The organism is Brevibacillus sp. 1238, from assembly GCF_029892995.1.
Taxonomy (GTDB): domain Bacteria; phylum Bacillota; class Bacilli; order Brevibacillales; family Brevibacillaceae; genus Brevibacillus; species Brevibacillus parabrevis.
In genome coordinates, this window is sequence record NZ_JARXWC010000008.1 from 102,071 (window position 1) to 119,810 (window position 17,740).

The following is a 17,740-nucleotide window of genomic DNA, read 5'->3' on the forward strand; positions in this document are numbered from 1 at the left end:
TGTCTGTTGATGTCTGTTGACAAAAACATAGCTACATAATTGACATAAACATGGCAACATTTTATTCTAGGCCACTTTTTGACAAAAACATAGCAACAATACCTAGTGTAAGACACAAATTTTCACTTGTTTATGTGACTGTTTGACGACACAAACATGCTGCTATAACTGTCGAGTGACACAGTTTTATTAATATTAACGACACGACCTCAATTTACTTGAATATACCTATATGTACTCGAGTAGCATCAATAAAAATGAGAATATTACAATCAAATGGTAAGTTGTTATGCATTCTTTTGTTTTTTCTATTTCAGTTCATAAAATAGCATTTTCATGAACTGAATTTCACCATATTATAACTTTTGTTTTTTGATCGTGCTTAGCATAATTAAATTTTTGGATGATTCTTTTCATTAATTATGCCTCTTATACGTATTCTTTCCTTTGCTCACCAATTTCCCCTAATGGTTTTGTTACCGATTGACCAAAACCCCCGCTACGCTCTGGGAATCCCGGATGACAGACAATAGTGTTTGTATAACCTACCCCTCCCTGTAAACATACTATTCGATGCAGACTTGAATAATAATGATATTGTTAGGTAAACAGGTAGACCCAGCGCTCTCATGAACAGCCATATAAGAGAGCGAACACCGTAGAAGTGTTCGCCCAAAGAGTCGTTGTGTATATGTGTCCAATTTATAGTAGTATTTCAAACGGCGGCAGGCCTGAACGAGAAAATAAAGTTATAGACTGCCGCTGTATTGTCGATCTAACGTTTCCTGTTTGTTGTATGGTTTATGAAAATTTCATTTCACTACCTAAACCTGGGCAAGCTTATCCGGGTTACGTACAGCATAGATTCGCGTAAGCTTTCCGTGTCGGAGTTGGATGAATACTGCAGCCACGGTTTCGCTCCCCAAACGGATTATGATGCTGGTCTCCCCGTTCAGAGGGACAACCTCGAAACGGAAATCTCCCTGGGAATAGGACCTTAACTTCTGGATTCCGGCGAATAGAACTCGAGCCACAAGCTCGGGTGTTTTCACCGGATGCCTGAACGCTTTTGCTTTCCCGCCTCCGTCGGCGACGAACATGACGTCTTCGGCCAACAGCGACATTAGATGATCAACGTTCCCTTGCTCCAGAGAGATGAGGAATCGGCTAACCCATTCCAATTCGATTACTTCGGCCGCAACCTGCTCATCCTCGGCGATGCCCATTTTGTTTCTTGCCCGGCTTAACAGCTTGCGGCAGTTCGCCTCTTGCTTGCCGAGCAGTTCCGCAATTTCAGGGTAGTCGAAGCCTAGCGCCTCACGTAGGACAAAGACCGTCCTCTCTGTCGGCGTCCGAACCGGTTCGGGGAGCCATGGACCGACGTACAACTCCCTCTTCTTCCGTGCCGATTTCTGCAGATTGAGGCAACGATTGGTTACCATTTTGCACAAATAAGCCTTAGGCTCATCTAGACGTTCGGGATGTACTTGGCACGCCTTGACAAACACGTCCTGCACCGCATCTTCAGCGTCTGCTGCGGAACCTGTCAATTGGTATGCCAGAGTGAACATAAGCGCTCTATACTGAACGAACAATTCCTCCATCCATCATCTCACTCATTTCGGCTGTTGATTGTGGTATCTATTTGCTAGCGTAGCATGCTGCCTTTGTCCCACGCCAGTTTTCTGATTTTCCACCCCAGTTTTCCCGTTATGAACATATTAAGCCCCCACTTTCTTCCCCATACAAACCCGCGATCTTCTCCTAAGCCGATACAGAAGAAATCGATTATCGAGCTAGGGGATTTGTGAACCGGGGCAGGGCGGCCCTCCAGATCGGCCATTACGATTTTCCCCAGTTTATCTGCCTGCAGCGCACCTTCTCCGGCTCTCATCAGATCCGCCTTGCCATTACTCGGATCAACGATTCTTGCACAGTCTCCGATGCTGTACACGCCCTGCGCTCCTTGGACGCGGTAACATTCATCCACCAGCACTTGACCATCCGAAGTAAGCGGCAATCCCATGCTTTGAAGGGCGGGATTCGGAATCAAACCAATTGTCCAGATACATAGACCAACGGGCAGACGGTCGCCATTGCTGAGCTGCACCGCATCTTCTTCCGCCTTTGTCACTTTACGATTGTAAAGAACTTTTACGCCGCAATTGCTGAGAGCCTGATCCAATTTTATCCCGACTTTTTCGGGCCCTTCCATGAACAATCGTTTTTGTCCACTCAACAAATAAACAGAGATATTTGAGGGGTTCAGCCCTAGTGACGATGCTTCTCTCCGCATCTCAAGCGCCAGCTCGGCAGATGTCTCAACGCCGCTGATGCCCGCGCCCGCAACCGCGATCGACATCAATCTCTTTCGTTCCTCAGGATTCATCTCACTAACTGCCTTCCGCAAGTTAGCATGCCAGCGTTCCCGGATGGCCGCCGCAGCTAGCGGATCGGTCAAGGCGATGCCGCCCCGATCAGGTTCCGGTCTCCGAACGATGCTCCCGACCGCCACGACCAGAATATCATATGGCATGAGAGCATGATTACCATGCGTATCTTCATATTGAATCTGTTTTGCCCCGCTGTCCACGGACGTAACCTTGCCTTGAACGAATTCGACACCTTCTGAGAACGAATAATGTGTCCACGGAACCATAATGTCTTCCTGGCCGACAGCCGGCCGGAACAACAGCATTTTGCGCATATGACCGGATTGCTTGTCGATCAGAACAAACCGAAGACGACGTCCGTTCACCATTCCATGTGTTTCTTCCTTTATCGCTTTAAGCGAATGAAGACCTACATGGCCTCCTCCAATGATTACGCAAGTTAAGTCGTTCATCTTTCCTCAGCTCCTTAACGTTTTGCACATATAACAACGTAAGGCTCTGACTTGTGACATCGAATACGTAAGAATGGGCCATGCTTGGCCGGAATTGGGGAACAGGAACAATAATGACCGTTGTGGAAGTCAAAAATCCGGCATTAGTCGCTTCGTCATTAATGTAATTGGAAGATAAAAGAGGTATTCAGGAACAAAAAGATGACAAGTAAGTCATCTCTTCAATCAAAGCTTCATGTTAGGATTACGCTTCTTCGAATAGCCGCTCTCCCCGATGCAGCCGTACGGCTATTTGGGCCATATGCGGCTGTTCGCGCGGGGTTGGTGCATGGGCAGCCAAATAGCGGGTTGCTGCCAGAAGCATCGTTTCACCAGCGCGAGTGGCAAAAGCGTCGCTACGCATCGCCCAGCGGTCATATTCGGCTACCGCCGCTTCGTACATTTGAAACGAATGAAATTCGGCGTCTTCGCGTAAAAGCGCATGACCCAAAGTGTTAAGCAAGGCGTCGGGATTGCCGCCAGCGTGCAGGTAGCCGGCTGTCCAGCGCGCCGCTTCTTTCACCTGCTGGCGTTGATCCAAAATTTCCAGCAGCCGCTCTGGACAAGTAGTGTCGACGGCTGGTACGGCCGAGCCATCTGGGCGGCGTGCCGCAGGGATATTCAAAAAACGATCCAAATAAATTCTGATTAGCCCGTGGTAGATGGCGCGGATGAGCAATGGATGGCTTGAGCGGCGCAAACGTTCGTGCACGGCGTGGGCATAGGTAAACGTATGCAAAACGGAGAGCCAATCCCCGAAGTCATTCTGGGTATGGAAGCCAACAATCCGCTCCGCCGCGGCCAAAGCAACCAGTTGGGCCAACTGGGCCGGATGTGCGCCGGATTTCAAAAGCTCTGTCACAAGATTCACCGTTTCAAGAGGTTCGTCGCTTAACAACTGCTTCACCATTTTTTGCTCGTCTTCTGCGGAAATATTTGTATAAGGCGCGGCCAGAGGAAGACTATCCAACTGGGCGAACACTTCCTTCAGTGGAGCGACTAGATTCACTGGCGATTGCCATTGATGAAGTTCTTCGCTCCGCGTCGGATTGGCGAGAAGCCGAACCAGTGAGGTCAGTGTCTGCTCGGTATGCTCTTCGCCAATAAGGTCAATCGCTTCAAAGGCTTTATTATGGAAATCGAATGTATGCCCGCCATCCAAATAAAAGTGATCAGTCACCGCGATCAACATCATTTCCGATATCTGCTCCAGGGAAGCCCCTTGGCGGATCGCTGTGAGCAACACTCTTTCAGCTCCTTGTGTGTCGCGAACCTCGATACAGTTGCGGTACCATTCCGTCAGCCGCTCGAACGGAACGTCAGACTCCGGCAGCGGCTTGAGCAGATGCCGCGCCGCGGCACCGGAGCTGTTGCGAGCCACATGAAGCAGTCCTTGATAGAGTGCGAGGATCGTCCCTGCCTTATCTAGCTTGGGCAGCACATTGGCCATCGCGGTCAGGATGGTAAGCCCCGAATCCCATCCTCTTCCATAGACGGTACCGAAATGGATGCCGACCTGCATGATTTTCGCTGCTGGAACGCCGGCTTCCACCAATCCGACGACAGCTTTGGCAATCACCAGCCCCAGATTTTGCTCCAGACCTTCTTGCAACCGAAGTATATGTTTCTCAATGCTGTTCGCCTGTTTAGGGTGCGGATTTACCCACACTACTCCATTCTCAATTTTGACTGCATAGGATGGAACATCGTCCGCCCACGGGTCCAATGTTCCGCCGCTACAGACGTCAAAGCGCGCATGATGCCAATGGCAGGTAAGGATCCCGTCGCACAGGCTGCCCATATGCAGGGGAAATCCCAAGTGCGGACAGCGATTGTCTACCGCGTAAACCTGCTGCTCATGATAAAACACGGCGATCCCGCCGTGGATTAACTTGTGGCCCTTTTCTTGAATCGACGCCAGTGTACCTGCGTTGATCCAGGGCTGGCTTTGGGGTTGTTGCATGTTGAGCCCTCCTTAATATTCTGTATTTTCGAATAAATTTATCACTGACCTTTAAATTTGTCAACATTTTAATCTGTAATGTATAGTAAACTCATTGCAAATCCATCTCATGTAAAAAGAAGCAGACGCCTTTAGGCAAGCTGCTTCTTTCGTAGCGGAAGTCAATCTCACGTTGTCCCAAATGGATAGTGTTGGGAGCATATCTCATACGATTTGACTCCTTTTTCTCACCTAGACTGCTGTTTTGCAGGACTGTTCATATGATTTCTCATGAATATAAATACCAGACTCAATAGTAACGATAAAAATCCCACTAATACGACGTATTGGGTACCTAATTCGGAAATAAATAATCCACCTGCCGCTGTACCAATTGTTGTTCCTAAATTCACGGATGATAAAAATAAACCATTAGCGAAGTCAGGTGCTTCTGGAGCTGCAGACATAATCCAATATTGATTTATATTCGCCCCTATTCCAGCCAATATTCCCCAAATCAGCGTAATGAAAGCCATAGGTACGGTAAACTGTCCAAGTAGAAGTAAAACAATGTAAACGGCTCCCAACGCAAAAGGAAACGATACGACAGATTTGATCGCAGCTTGAGAAAGTAACTTCCCTGCTATAATGTTTCCAATGATGTTCGCTCCTCCGAATATGACTAACATGACGCTGATTACATTCCCGGAGGTATTCGTAACGGCTTTCAGATACTCGGCAAGATAGCTGTACACCCCAAATACTGCGGAATTTAGTAAAATGACAGCTACAATGGAAAGCCAGGTAATTGATTTTTTCAATACCGATAATTGAGCGCCGTAAGAAAGTCTTTCTTGAACAGGCATGGAAGGGAAAAATACGAATATCGCGATAAAGACGATAGCGTTTACGATTGCGAAAAAGGACATGGATACTTGAAACGAAACGGCACTGGCCAGAAAACTTGCGATGGGTACACCAAGTACCATGCCTGCAGATACTCCAATAAAAACTTTTGAAACAACTTTTGGCGCTTCTTCCTTGCGCACGGAGCTGGCGGCCATTGTAAAAGCTGCTGAAAAATAGATGGGGTGAAAAATAGCGGGAATCACTCGCGCAATGATTGCAATAGCAAAGTTCGTTGTAAATAGAGCGACAATGTTACTCAGCACGAAAATACCAAGGACGAGCAACATGGCCGTCTTGCGATTTACCCCCGAAAATAACAATGGCATAGTTGGACCAGAGATGGATACAGCAAGTGCGAAGAGACTCACCAGCCACCCGGCCTTAGATATACTGATATGAAAGTGATCAGCCATGTAAGGTAATATTCCTATAACTCCCATTTCGGTATTGATGATGCCGAAAGCCCCTATGGCTAAGATGAAAATGAATAAATGATTTCGTTTAGCCAAAAAAACACCGCCTATCTTCATTGCTTGGAAGCCCTTAACAAAAGGTGGGTTAACCTGCAAAGTGGCTAACCCATTTTTCCTAGGGAACATGTATTTCGGATCATGAAAGACTACAAAGTAGATATATCCATTACGAATCGGTAGCGCACATCACTGCGCAAAACACGCTCATAAGCTTCTTCTATTTGTTCAGCGCGAATGATCTCGATTTTTGGTTCAATGCCATGTTCTGCGGCGAAGTCGAGCATCTCTTGTGTCTCGCGAATGCCACCGACAAGCGAACCGGCAATGCTGCGACGGCCCATGATTAAGGAAAACACATGATACTTATCAAGCTCGGCAGGCGCACCAACATTGACAAGGGTTCCATCTACGCGAAGCAACGACAAGTATGCATCGACAGGAAGGTTTGCAGAAACGGTATTTAATATGAGGTCAAAATGACCAGCCAATTCAGCGAACGTGGCGGGATCGTTGGTGGCAAAATACTGGTCTGCACCCAATTCCAGGGCCTCGTCCTTTTTATTCATCGACCGACTCAAAACCGTTACATCTGCACCAAAGGCATGCGCAAATTGAATGGCCAGGTGGCCAAGTCCCCCCATTCCGACAATCGCAACCTTCTTGCCCGGGCCAGCGTTCCAGTACTTCAAGGGAGAATACGTGGTGATACCTGCACATAAAAGCGGCGCCGCCACATCCAAATTCAAAGCAGTAGGAATATGGACAACGAACCCTTCCTTTACAACGATTTTTTGGCTGTATCCTCCGTATGTTGGATTACCATCGTAGTCTAGTTGGTTATACGTGTTGATAACGCCTTTCGTACAATATTGCTCCTCTCCGCTGAGACAATATTCGCATTCTCCGCAAGAGTCAACAAAGCAGCCAACGCCAACGCGATCACCGACAGAAAATTTCGTAACTTTCGATCCGATTGCTGTTACAACTCCGGCGATTTCGTGACCCGGAACCATGGGGAAGATTCCATTCGCCCATTCGCCGTAAGCGCTGTGAATATCAGAGTGACATACGCCGCTAAACTTAATATCGATTAGCACATCATTCGGGCGAAGATGTCTTCTTTCGATAACAATCTTCTCAAACGGTGCTTTTGCACTTGGGACACTTAGAACATGAGTTTTGCACATATATTTTTCGCTCCTCTGCATCTCTGGTCAGTGTTGGATTACATAAACAAAACAAGTTGTTTAATCAACTCATGTCTATTATTATAGGTGTCAGGGAAGCACATTCAATGGTTAAAATCACGGAATTTGTTGATATTCCAACACAGCGATCGAAAATGTTGATTATCTAAGAAAGTTGGTTAAAATACGGTGGCAAAAGTAGATCGGAGAGTTCTTAAAACACAGGAAGCGATGAAAAAGGCAGTCATTGAACTGATGGCTGAAAAAAACTTCGATGAAATTACGATTCAGGATATTGCCGACCGGGCAAACATAAACCGAGGGACCATTTACCTCCACTATCGGGATAAATTTGATTTATTAGACAAACTCATAGAGGCGCACATGAATGAGCTGGGCGATATGGGCGAATGGGCTTGCAAGCTGGATTGGAGCAATGGACTTTTACCTTTCTTCGAGTATTTTGAGAAAAACTATGTGTTTTTTGCGACGATGTTAGCAAGTAAAGGGGCGCCCTCTTTCCGCATACGGCTTTTTGATTTGATTATCGAAGGATTTAAAGGTGAGATTGACACAGAAAGCAGGAGAAATCCGGATTTTAGTGAAGATGTTGTCTTGCAATACGCCGGGAACGCTTATGTAGGTGTAATAGAATGGTGGATAAAAAATGGAATGCCTTACCCTCCCAAAGCCATGGCTAAAAAAGTGGGAGCACTGTTAGAGAGAACGCTATAATTGTGAACGCCCTAACGTGCTCCTGCATTCAACGCATCGGAAAATAAAAAGGTACTCAGAGGCGTACTTATGCGCACCTGAATACCTTTTTTTAAGTCAACTACACTATTTCAATATACCCTTCCGTCCCATTCACGCGAATGCGGCGTGCTGATGATCCGGTAATCAAGCTTGTTTGTGCGTACGGCTTCGTGCAGTTCTGTAAACGTAAGGTAGTACATATCTTCTGTTTCACGAATCACGCCAGCTTGTACGAGCTGTTCGGCTTCTTTCAGCAAAGCCTGTTTATACACAAAATAGCGCCTGACTATGCCGTATTTTGGATATTCCCGATAGCCGATAAACTGGCGAAGCAGGTCGATCATGCGTTTTGTTTCGCCCGCTTTTTGTTCACCATCCGGCAATTGCTTCAATCGCTCCAGTGATTGTCCAGGCTCAGCTCTCACTTACAGTTGGTTGGTTCAAGCTCCGTTTTGCTCATCAGCCGAAGGGCCGTAAAAACCAGGCACCGGAACGTCGAGCAGTCGCAAGTAAACCCCGAGCTGGGCACGATGATGAACCATATGACTCAAGCCGAAAGTGCGAAGCGCGATCGCACGCGGTTGACAGAAGATGATATGATCGCCGTGGCTCAACGTCCACTCTTCGCTGAGCCATTTCTCGTCGCATTCGTCCAGCAGCTTTTCCAGCTTGCCGATGTTCCCGTCGAACTCCTCCAGAAATTCCTCTCGTCGTTGCAAAGCCTCCCGCTGCAGCGGTACCGTCGCAAGGTCAAACTGCGGGTATTGCAAAATCGCGAGTTGCCAGTTCAGCAAGTTGACCAGGTGTGTAGCAAGTCCGCCCAAAGTCATCGATTTCTCGTGCGGCTTCCAGTCCAGATGTTCCTCGGGCAAGCGCTCCAAAATACGGCGCGTAGCAGTCAGCTCGCGCATAGCGTCGCCAAAGATCAGTTGTTTTGTCATATATTCATCTCCTCCCTGTTTGGCAAGCATACTACAAAGTTGGACAAGTGGGAATCATTTAGGAACAGGGCTTGCTTCTCCCTGCTCCTTTTTGTTTTATACACTACCTCAAATATTTACCTGTGATCGACTGCTCCGCTTCGACGATTTGCTCCGGTGTGCCCTCAAACACTACCTGGCCGCCCTTGCTGCCGCCGTCCGGCCCCATATCGATAATCCAGTCCGCCTGGCTGATCACGTCGAGGTTATGTTCAATGACAATCACGGTATTTCCGGTGTCCACGAGCCGATTCATGATCGCAAGAAGATGGCCGATGTCCGACATATGCAAACCTGTCGTCGGCTCGTCCATGACGTAAATGCTCCCCTTCTTGTGCAGCTCGCTTGCCAGCTTGATGCGCTGGCATTCCCCGCCTGATAGCGTGCTGAGCGGCTGTCCCAGTGTGATGTAGTTCAGACCTACATCGCTCATCGCCTGCAGCTTGCGCACGACTTCTTTTAGCTCGAAAAACTCCAGCGCCTGCTCTACCGTCATCTCCAGCACTTCTGCGATGGACTTGCCGTTCAGCTTGTAGGCGAGCACTTCTTCCTTGAACCGTTTCCCGCCGCACACTTCGCATGGCAGCTTCACACTGTCGAGGAAGGCGAGGTCGGTGTACACAACGCCCAGCCCTTGGCAGTTCTCGCAAGCTCCTTTGGAGTTGAAGCTGAACAAGCTTTGATTGACTTTGTTCGCGGAAGCAAACGCCTTGCGCACATCGTCCATAATCCCTGTGTAGGTCGCAGGATTCGAGCGCGTGGATACGCCTATCGCCGATTGGTCGATGACGATGGCATCTGGGTGCTGGCTGAGGAAAATTTCGTTAATCAAGGTGCTTTTGCCTGATCCGGCCACGCCTGTCACGACGGTCAGCACTCCGGTCGGAATATCGACACTCACATTTTGCAAATTGTGCAGCGTAGCGTCCTTGATGGACAGTTTGCCAGACGGCTGTCTGCAATCGCTTTTCAACTGGAGGGGGCGTTTCATATGGGTCCCTGTCAGTGTACCGGACGCAAGCAGTCCCTGATAGCTTCCTTCATATATAATCGTACCGCCGCGGCTTCCGGCGTGAGGCCCGACGTCGACGATATGATCCGCCACTTTGATCACATCGGGATCGTGCTCGACGACAATGACGGTGTTGCCCTTGTCGCGCAGCTTTTGCAGCAATCCGTTCAGGCGGTGTACATCCCGCGGGTGCAAGCCGACGCTCGGCTCGTCGAAAATGTACGTGACATCCACCAGACTGCCGCTCAGATGCTTCACCATTTTGACGCGTTGCGACTCGCCGCCGGACAACGTGTCCGTCTCGCGATCCAGCGTCAAATAGTCCAGTCCGATATCCACCAGATGCTGCAACCGCTCCGTCAGCGACTTGACGAGCGGCGCAACGGCGGGATCGTCGATTTCGCGAATGGCGAGGATGAGCTGTCCAACTTCCATGGCGGACATTTCCGCGATGTTGCGTCCGTTGATCCGGCAATTGAGCGTGGCTTGGCTGAGTCTCGCGCCTTTGCAACTCGGGCATGGACCTTCGGAGATGTACGGTGCCACCGCTTTTTGCGTGCGTTCGGACTTCGTCTTCACGTCCTGCTTGATGTACTTGTTGGTGAACTTCTCGATGACGCCTTCGACCGTAATGTTCGTCAGCTTCCCGGCGAAGTCCATTTTCACTTTCCTCGCTTTGCCGTACAGCAGCAGTTCCAGTTCTTCTTCCGTGTAATCGCAGAGCTTTTTGTCCGGATCAAACGAGCCTGACTGCAAGACCAACGTCCAATCCCAGCTGTCTACTTTATAGTCCGGCAACATGATAGCCCCTTCGTTCAACGACTTGGACATGTCGATGGCCTTGCTCATGTCTACGCCCAGTTTGCGGCCGATCCCGTTGCACTCCGGACACATGCCTTGCGGGTCGTTAAACGAAAACAGGTGCGCTTGTCCCACGTACGGCTGCCCCGCTCGCGAGAAAAGCAGACGGAGAATCGGCGAAATATCGGTAATCGTGCCCATCGTGGAATGGGAACCCCCGCCTAGCCGCTTCTGGTCGACAATCACGGCCATGCTCAAGTTCTCGATCGCGTCCGCATCTGGCTGGGGATAGCGCGGCAAGAAACTGCGCACGAACATGCTGAAGTTCTCATTCAGCAGTCGTGTCGATTCTGCGGCGATCGTATCGAAGACGATGGATGACTTGCCGGAGCCGGATACTCCGGTGAAGATTGTAATTTTCCGCTTGGGAATGCGCAAGGATACGTTTTTCAGATTGTTTTCTCGCGCACCCGAGATGACGATATACTCCTGATTTGCTTCGCTCATGCGCAACACCCTCCCGATCGTTTCCTTTTTGCTCATCTTCTCATTGTACCATTTCTTGGGTGTGTATAGTCGAGCAAGACGCGTTTGTCTTGTTGTTTTTCTCGCCGGGAAGATCGGTCATGTGCCTGGCTCGGACAAAGCTGCTTTTCCTGTGCACAGAAAAAACGACCCTGGAAAAAGGGTCGTCCATGTTTTGCCGCTTACTTTTCCAACTCGCCATCGTCATCCGTTACCGCAAAATTGTAGTTGATCGAGCGGGTAAATGGCTCGCCGTCTTCATTGATGCCCGTTACGTCAAAAGACAGATTGTACACGCCCGGCTTCGTTGGGACGGTAAAATTGCCTGTCAGCTCATCGCCTTTGATCGCGAACTTCACCTGATCGAGCACGCTTGCCTTTTCGCCGTTGAGCGAACGCGTCACATTTGCTTTTTGCAGCAAGGAAGGATCAATTTCGCTATCCCCCAGCTCCACGGAAATTTTCGCTTTGTCGCCCTGCTCGAATACTTTTTTGCTCGCTTTTACCTTCGCCTGCTCGCCGCCTTCAATCGAAGCGACCATGAAGAAGGCATCGTCCTCTCCTTCGACCTCAAGTGTCCACTCGCCCGCTTCAGGCTCAGCGATTTCAATGAAATGATGAACAGCTTCGGCGAAAATGAGAGGCTCGTCCTCCGATTCGCTCTGATCGCGCAAGTCCGCCTCGTACTCTTCGCCGGACGGGCTGATCAATGTCACCTTTGTCGCTTGCGAAGAAGTGATGGTGTCGAGATTCAGCTTTTCAATCCCGCTCTCCAGGAAAAACGTTTCTGTAGCGGTGTCCTCTACTTCGCCCCCGCGCAAAATGAAGGAGCTTTCTTCTTCTGCGGAAGCTTTTGCTTTCGTTTTGCTGATTTTGTTCGGCTGTTCCCGCAGCGTTGCCGATGCTTTTTTCAATTTGGGCTCGACCAGATTCCATGTTTGCGAAGCCTTCGCGATTTGACCGTGGGAAATGTCCTTCGTGAAGCTTTTGATTCCGTAAGGCAAACCGAGAGCAGAGTCTACAGAAACGGCGCCGTCGTCTTCACCGGGCAAAACGGCATGGGCAAACCACGTAGCGCTAAACCAGCCGTCGTCGCCTGTTCCGGCAGCCATATAAGTGGTCGTGGAGCGATTTTCGCTGCGGTTGTCGGTTTGGGAGCGGAAATTCGCCATGTATGACGTTTGCAAGGAGTACACGGCGTCGTCTTTTTTGCCGAGAATATCCGCGAGCCACCCTGCCCAGTTGCTGTAGGCCAGGTCTGCCAATTCTGAACCTTTGTTCGGCGTAGACAGCTGATGGACCACGTTTACATACGGATGTGCCCCGTAGTGGACGAGCGCGGTCTGCGTATCGATGCCGCCTTTGGAATGCGCAATGATGTTGATTTTCGAGACGCCGTAATGATCCGCCACCTTTTTGATCACTTCGGCGAGCTTGGCCCCGTTTGTCCACATGTTTCCGCCAGTGCCGTCTGCGTCTTTCAATTGGACAAAAGCGGTACGATACCCGGCGTTATACGCGGCATCGTAAAACCCGTCTGTCGTGTACCAGGTGTTGTAAGTCGAGTGCAAGCCTTGCACAAAAAGAATCACGGGTTTGTTATTCGACGCGTTGGGAGGGACAGCACCCGTGTACCAGTCGCCAAAATGGCCGTTCGGATTGTCGTCATGCAGCACAGGAGCCGGAGCTGCTGCGCTTGCGACAGTTGGGCAGACCAGTGCCGTCGTTAACGTAGCGGCTGCCAGCATTCGGGACAAAGCTTTGCGGTTCTTCATCATAACACCAACCTTAACATAGGATTTATTTGTGCCATTCCCCTTTGCTAGAAAGAGGAATGGATTGCCACCGTTTTTTCTTCCTTCAGGACATTTTGAATGATTTCGAGAATCGAACTTGTTTGGTGGTGAATGAAAAAATGGCCACCAGACACCGGGAAAAACTGGCACGCTCCCTGGCAGTAGTCGCGCCACGCCCAAATATCTTCGAGTGCAATCGTATCCTCCGTACCGTACAGCACGGTCATGTTGACAGGCACCTGGCGAGGAAGATCGGGATTCATTTCGTATGTCTGCACCGCTTGAAAATCGGCACGCAGGATCGGTAAAAACAGCTCCAGCAGCTCTTGATTTTCCAAGACGTCGTCAGGAGTGCCGCCGAGCTTGCGCAGCGCTTCGACAAACTCGTCATGCGGCAGGTTGTACGTCTTGGCAAGTTTGCCATACGCATGCGGTGCGCGAGAGGCGGACAGAAACAAGTGCTGTGGCAACAGTGCGCCCTTTTGCATCAGCTTGCGGGTCAGTTCAAATGCGACCAGTCCGCCCATGCTGTGGCCAAAAAAGGCAAACGGCGTCTCAGCCAGTGCGGGCGTGATCCGGTCGCATACATCCTCCAGCAGCTCATAAAAGCTGGTTGGCAGGAACACGTCCCGGTTCGGCTGGGGAATGTGTGGGCGCACCTCGAATGCGTCGATTTCCAAAAAGGTCGGCGGAAGTCTCGACTTCCAGCTGTAGTAGATGCCGGGAAGTCCGCCTGCGTACGGAAAGCAAAACAGCTTCATTTCTTTCCTCCCATCTTTGCTGATTGATCGATTGATAGTTTGGCAGATGGAAAACAGGGTCAGATGAGACTTGCGCTGCTTTCCGGCGCCGACAAGGCGGGAGCAGGTCTGTCCTTTCTTTGCTGTACTTCATACATGCTGGCGTACAAGCCGTTTTGCGCCAGCAATTCCGCATGCCGTCCCTGTTCCATCACTTTTCCTTCGTGCAGCACGTAAATCATGTCCGCATGCTCGATGGTCGACAGGCGATGAGCGATGACCAGGACGGTTTTTTCCTGCATGAGAGCCGCCAACGCTCGCTGCACCCAGAACTCCGATTCCGTATCCAAAGCAGAGGTTGCTTCATCCAGTAAAAGAATCGGCGCATTTTTCAGGATCGCTCTGGCAATCGCGATGCGTTGGCGCTGTCCTCCCGACAGCTTGGCCCCTCGCTCGCCTGTGCGGGTCTGATAGCCGTCCGGCAGTTCCATGATGAAATCGTGAGCGTAGGCGGCTTTGCTCGCTCTTATCACCTCTTCTTCCGTGGCGTCGAGGCAACCGTAGCGAATGTTTTCTTCGATGGTTCCCTCGAACAAAAAGGCGTCCTGCGGCACGTAGGAAATCAGGCTCCGCATCTCCGCGATGGAATATTGGCCGATCGGTTTGCCCAGCAAGGAAAGCGAACCGGCAGAAGGCGGGTAATAGCCTAACAACAGCTTCATCACCGTGCTTTTTCCGCCTCCGCTCGTCCCTACCAGCGCAGCCATTTGACCTCGCCCGACTTGCAGCGACACACCTTGGAGCACCTTTGTATCGGCGGTGTAGCCAAAGTCGACCTGCTCCATTGTCAGCATGCTGTCGTATATCCGGGTTGCCGTGGGGGTGGAAACTGGTTCGTACCGTTTCGGTTCGAGCGGTTCCTGGAGAAAGCCGACAATCCGCGAAGCGCCTGCCAGCGAGCCTTGCAATGTCGTGATGACCTGCCCAAGCTGCAAAAAAGCCAGTGTCACCAGCATTTGCTGCTGAACCATCGCGACCAGCACACCGAGTCCGATCATTTGTTTGGCGACCATCATGATGCCAAACACAAGCATTCCCCCGAAGCTGACAAACTGGATGAAAAAGTTGGTTCCTTCCAACAGCGCGTGTTTATGTCCTTGCTTGATCGCGGACAAGGTCACTTGTTCATTGGCTTCCGTGTAGCGTGCCGTCACAACCTTCTGTAAATGAAACATCTTGATGACGGGCAAGCCTGCCAAAAAATCGCTCAGCCGTTCTGTGCCCGTTCCAAGCTGCTGCTGCATTTGGTCGCCAATGCGCCGCACCGACTTGGCAAACTGCGCATTCACGTAAAGGGTCAGCGTGCTCACGAGCAAAAGAACCGTGGCAATTTTCCCATCCAAAGCAAACATCCCGACGATCGAGCCAACCAGCGACAACATAATGATGCACAGCGTTTTCAACTGTTCGGCATACGCCCGCTCCATCAGCTGGACGTCGTTGCCCAGCCGCGACATCGTATCGCCCGAATGATGCTGCTCGTAGTAGGCGAAAGGCAAGCGGCTCAATCGCTGAAAGACAAGCAGCCGAATGTTGGCAACCACCTCGCGGACGCAGCGCCGATATATGTAGCTGAAAAAAGGCGACAGCAGACTGAACAAAAGAAACATCGCAGCCATGGTCACGATCGCTCTGGTGAGCAGTGCCGGGTCTTTCGAGCTCGCAAAGTCTGTCAAATCTTTAAACACAAATGGCAAAGCGACCAAAACAGCGGCTTGACCGATTCCATCACCGAGTAGCCCCAAAAAATACGCGCGCTTTTTCGCTTTCATCAGCGACAGCAGTTGCAGCAGCTCCTGCGTTAACTTCTGGATGAACACAACACTATACCCCCTCTGCTGCCAGCGCTTTTTGTTCATCTGTAGCAAACTGTTTTTGATACAAGCGGGTGTACACGCCGCCTTGGGCAAGCAATTCGTAGTGCGTGCCTCTTTCGACGATTTGCCCTTGCTCCAGGACAAGCACTTCATCCGCGTCTTTGATCGTGGAGAGACGATGGGCAATGACCAGCACCGTCCGATTGCGCATTACATTTTCCAGCGCTTCCTGAACGAGTGCCTCAGACTCTGTATCGAGGGCTGACGTCGGTTCATCCAGCAGCAAAATCGGTGCATCCTTCAAAAGCGCGCGGGCAATGGCAATGCGCTGTTTTTGCCCGCCGGAGAGACGGGAGCCTCGTTCCCCGACTTTTGTTTCATAGCCTTGGGGCAGCTCCAGGATGAAATCATGCGCATTGGCCGCTTTCGCCGCTGCGATAATCTCGTCTCGCGTCGCATGCACCCGGCCGTACGAGATATTTTCCGCAATCGATACCGGGAAGAGCGTCGTATCCTGCGAGACTAGCGACAAATAGTGGCGCATCTCCGCGGTATTCCAGTCGTTCAGGGAGTGTCCGAACACTTTCATGCACCCGTTGCCTGGCTCGATGCGGTAAAACCCGCACAGCAATTTCAGGATGGTGCTCTTGCCGCTGCCGCTCGCTCCGACCAAGGCAACGGTTTTGTTTGGCGGCAACACAAAGCTTACATTTTCGAGTATCTTCGTCTTTTCGTAGGCAAACGAGACGTTTTCAAACTCGACCGGAACGGCTGCTGGATCAATCGGAATAGCTGTCCGGCCATTTTCCTCCACAGGCTGCAAAAAAATGTCTTGCAGGCGCTTGGCTGCCCCGGAAGTCTCCTGAACTTGGGCAAACAGCAAAGGGGCGAGTGACAGCGGCTCGATAATAAAGTGAAGCAAATAGCTGAAAATGACCAGGCTGCCCAAGCTCAGCTCCCCGGTCTGAATCAAGTAGCCACCGTAGGCGACAAAAAACAGGATCGGCGCAGAAAACAGCAAAATTCCGGGAGCGGTCATCCAGGCGCGCTTTTTCTCAGCCAGTATGCCGTTTTTCAGCACCTGCTTCATGCCCGCTGCGTATTTGCGGTACATCACGTCTTCCAGTTGAAAAGCTTTCACCATGTGAATCCCGGACAAAGTGTCCTGGGCAACGGTATTGGCTTGCCCCAAATGCTCCTGCATGCGCTCGGCATACGTTTGCAAAGGTCTGCTCATTCTCCCTGTAATCACGATAGCAATGGGCAGAATCGCGACGCTGAAAATGATCAGCTTCCAATTGATCGACAGCAGCAAGGTCAGTGCCCCGGCAAACACAACCGGCAAATAGAACAGTTGGAAAAAGTGCTGCTGCAAAAAGCTTTGCAAGATTTGCGCATCGCTCGTCAAGCGAGAAACGAGATCGCCCGAATGATATTGATCCATCGTGGACATCGGGACTTTTTCGAGATGCGCCGCCATTTTGTTTTTCAAATCCCGCATGGCTCTGGCGCTAAACCGCGCGGCTGAGTATGTAATAAAATACTTCGCAAGAAAACCGACGATGGTGAGACAAAAAATGATCAGGGCGATATGGAGCAGCTTGTCAAAGTCGTTTGTATGTTCGACCATGCGCTGAATCAGGACCCCCATCAAAATGTCTGCCACCGCGACGAGCAGTGAAGCAAGGATGCAGATGACTACCCAATTTCGGTACGGCTTGACAAACGACAATACCCAGCCGAATACGGCGTTTTTCCTTTTCCTTGTCTGTGGATCTTGCTTGGTAACAATCATGTGCGGCTCCTCTCCAAGGATGTTAGGGATGGACTCCCCTCGGAACAGCTTTCTCCCAAGGGG

The 17,740-nt window shown here is 50.4% G+C and carries 12 protein-coding genes and 1 pseudogene; 1 reads left to right on the top strand and 12 read right to left on the bottom strand.

Annotation, left to right across the window (positions count from 1 at the left end; all coding sequences use genetic code 11):
• Positions 1-824 precede the first annotated feature (824 nt).
• The 5 genes from M2298_RS18730 to M2298_RS18750 form a co-directional block, all read right to left on the bottom strand.
• Entirely contained in the window at positions 825-1,604 is a 780-nt protein-coding gene (locus M2298_RS18730; RefSeq protein ID WP_280648870.1) for a sigma factor, read from the bottom strand.
• A gap of 44 nt (positions 1,605-1,648) precedes the next feature.
• Positions 1,649-2,845: an NAD(P)/FAD-dependent oxidoreductase gene (locus M2298_RS18735; RefSeq protein ID WP_122966504.1), complete on the bottom strand. Its 1,197-nt coding sequence runs from the start codon at positions 2,843-2,845 to the stop codon at positions 1,649-1,651.
• A gap of 244 nt (positions 2,846-3,089) precedes the next feature.
• Positions 3,090-4,847 carry a Rieske (2Fe-2S) protein gene (locus M2298_RS18740; RefSeq protein ID WP_122966503.1) on the bottom strand — a complete coding sequence of 586 codons (1,758 nt, stop codon included), beginning with the start codon at positions 4,845-4,847 and terminating at the stop codon, positions 3,090-3,092.
• A gap of 227 nt (positions 4,848-5,074) precedes the next feature.
• Positions 5,075-6,244: an MFS transporter gene (locus M2298_RS18745; RefSeq protein ID WP_280648871.1), complete on the bottom strand. Its 1,170-nt coding sequence runs from the start codon at positions 6,242-6,244 to the stop codon at positions 5,075-5,077.
• Between the two features lie 110 nt (positions 6,245-6,354).
• Entirely contained in the window at positions 6,355-7,395 is a 1,041-nt protein-coding gene (locus tag M2298_RS18750; protein ID WP_280648872.1) for an NAD(P)-dependent alcohol dehydrogenase, read from the bottom strand.
• Between the two features lie 189 nt (positions 7,396-7,584).
• On the opposite strand from M2298_RS18750, the gene M2298_RS18755 reads away from it, so the two are divergent.
• Positions 7,585-8,130 (top strand): TetR/AcrR family transcriptional regulator, encoded by a 546-nt coding sequence (locus M2298_RS18755; protein WP_122966501.1) that lies wholly within the window; start codon positions 7,585-7,587, stop codon positions 8,128-8,130.
• 149 nt (positions 8,131-8,279) lie between these two features.
• Here M2298_RS18755 and M2298_RS18760 read toward each other — a convergent pair.
• The 7 genes and pseudogenes from M2298_RS18760 to M2298_RS18790 all read right to left on the bottom strand — a co-directional run.
• Positions 8,280-8,552, bottom strand: a pseudogene (locus M2298_RS18760) (phosphoenolpyruvate synthase); the annotation flags it as partial.
• Between the two features lie 39 nt (positions 8,553-8,591).
• Positions 8,592-9,092: a DinB family protein gene (locus tag M2298_RS18765; RefSeq protein WP_122966500.1), complete on the bottom strand. Its 501-nt coding sequence runs from the start codon at positions 9,090-9,092 to the stop codon at positions 8,592-8,594.
• A 103-nt stretch (positions 9,093-9,195) separates the two neighbouring features.
• Entirely contained in the window at positions 9,196-11,451 is a 2,256-nt protein-coding gene (locus M2298_RS18770) for an ATP-binding cassette domain-containing protein (RefSeq protein ID WP_280648873.1), read from the bottom strand.
• 200 nt (positions 11,452-11,651) lie between these two features.
• Entirely contained in the window at positions 11,652-13,244 is a 1,593-nt protein-coding gene (locus M2298_RS18775; protein WP_122966498.1) for an alpha/beta hydrolase, read from the bottom strand.
• Positions 13,245-13,291: 47 nt separating this feature from the next.
• Positions 13,292-14,026, bottom strand: a complete 735-nt coding sequence (locus M2298_RS18780; RefSeq protein WP_173599363.1) for a thioesterase II family protein — start codon at positions 14,024-14,026, stop codon at positions 13,292-13,294.
• A 59-nt stretch (positions 14,027-14,085) separates the two neighbouring features.
• On the bottom strand, positions 14,086-15,885 hold the full coding sequence (locus M2298_RS18785) for an ABC transporter ATP-binding protein (protein WP_280648874.1): 1,800 nt from the start codon (positions 15,883-15,885) through the stop codon (positions 14,086-14,088).
• Positions 15,886-15,889: 4 nt separating this feature from the next.
• The gene (locus tag M2298_RS18790) at positions 15,890-17,677 is read right to left on the bottom strand and encodes an ABC transporter ATP-binding protein (RefSeq protein WP_280648875.1); all 1,788 of its coding nucleotides are present in this window, start codon (positions 17,675-17,677) and stop codon (positions 15,890-15,892) included.
• Positions 17,678-17,740 lie beyond the last annotated feature (63 nt).

What these genes read in the sequence shown, in the direction of transcription:
- M2298_RS18730 (WP_280648870.1), bottom strand. Translation starts at nt 1,604, where the DNA reads ATGGAGGAATTGTTCGTTCAGTATAGAGCGCTTATGTTCACTCTGGCA.
- M2298_RS18735 (WP_122966504.1), bottom strand. Translation starts at nt 2,845, where the DNA reads ATGAACGACTTAACTTGCGTAATCATTGGAGGAGGCCATGTAGGTCTT.
- M2298_RS18740 (WP_122966503.1), bottom strand. Translation starts at nt 4,847, where the DNA reads ATGCAACAACCCCAAAGCCAGCCCTGGATCAACGCAGGTACACTGGCG.
- M2298_RS18750 (WP_280648872.1), bottom strand. Translation starts at nt 7,395, where the DNA reads ATGTGCAAAACTCATGTTCTAAGTGTCCCAAGTGCAAAAGCACCGTTT.
- M2298_RS18765 (WP_122966500.1), bottom strand. Translation starts at nt 9,092, where the DNA reads ATGACAAAACAACTGATCTTTGGCGACGCTATGCGCGAGCTGACTGCT.
- M2298_RS18770 (WP_280648873.1), bottom strand. Translation starts at nt 11,451, where the DNA reads ATGAGCGAAGCAAATCAGGAGTATATCGTCATCTCGGGTGCGCGAGAA.
- M2298_RS18775 (WP_122966498.1), bottom strand. Translation starts at nt 13,244, where the DNA reads ATGAAGAACCGCAAAGCTTTGTCCCGAATGCTGGCAGCCGCTACGTTA.
- M2298_RS18780 (WP_173599363.1), bottom strand. Translation starts at nt 14,026, where the DNA reads ATGAAGCTGTTTTGCTTTCCGTACGCAGGCGGACTTCCCGGCATCTAC.
- M2298_RS18790 (WP_280648875.1), bottom strand. Translation starts at nt 17,677, where the DNA reads ATGATTGTTACCAAGCAAGATCCACAGACAAGGAAAAGGAAAAACGCC.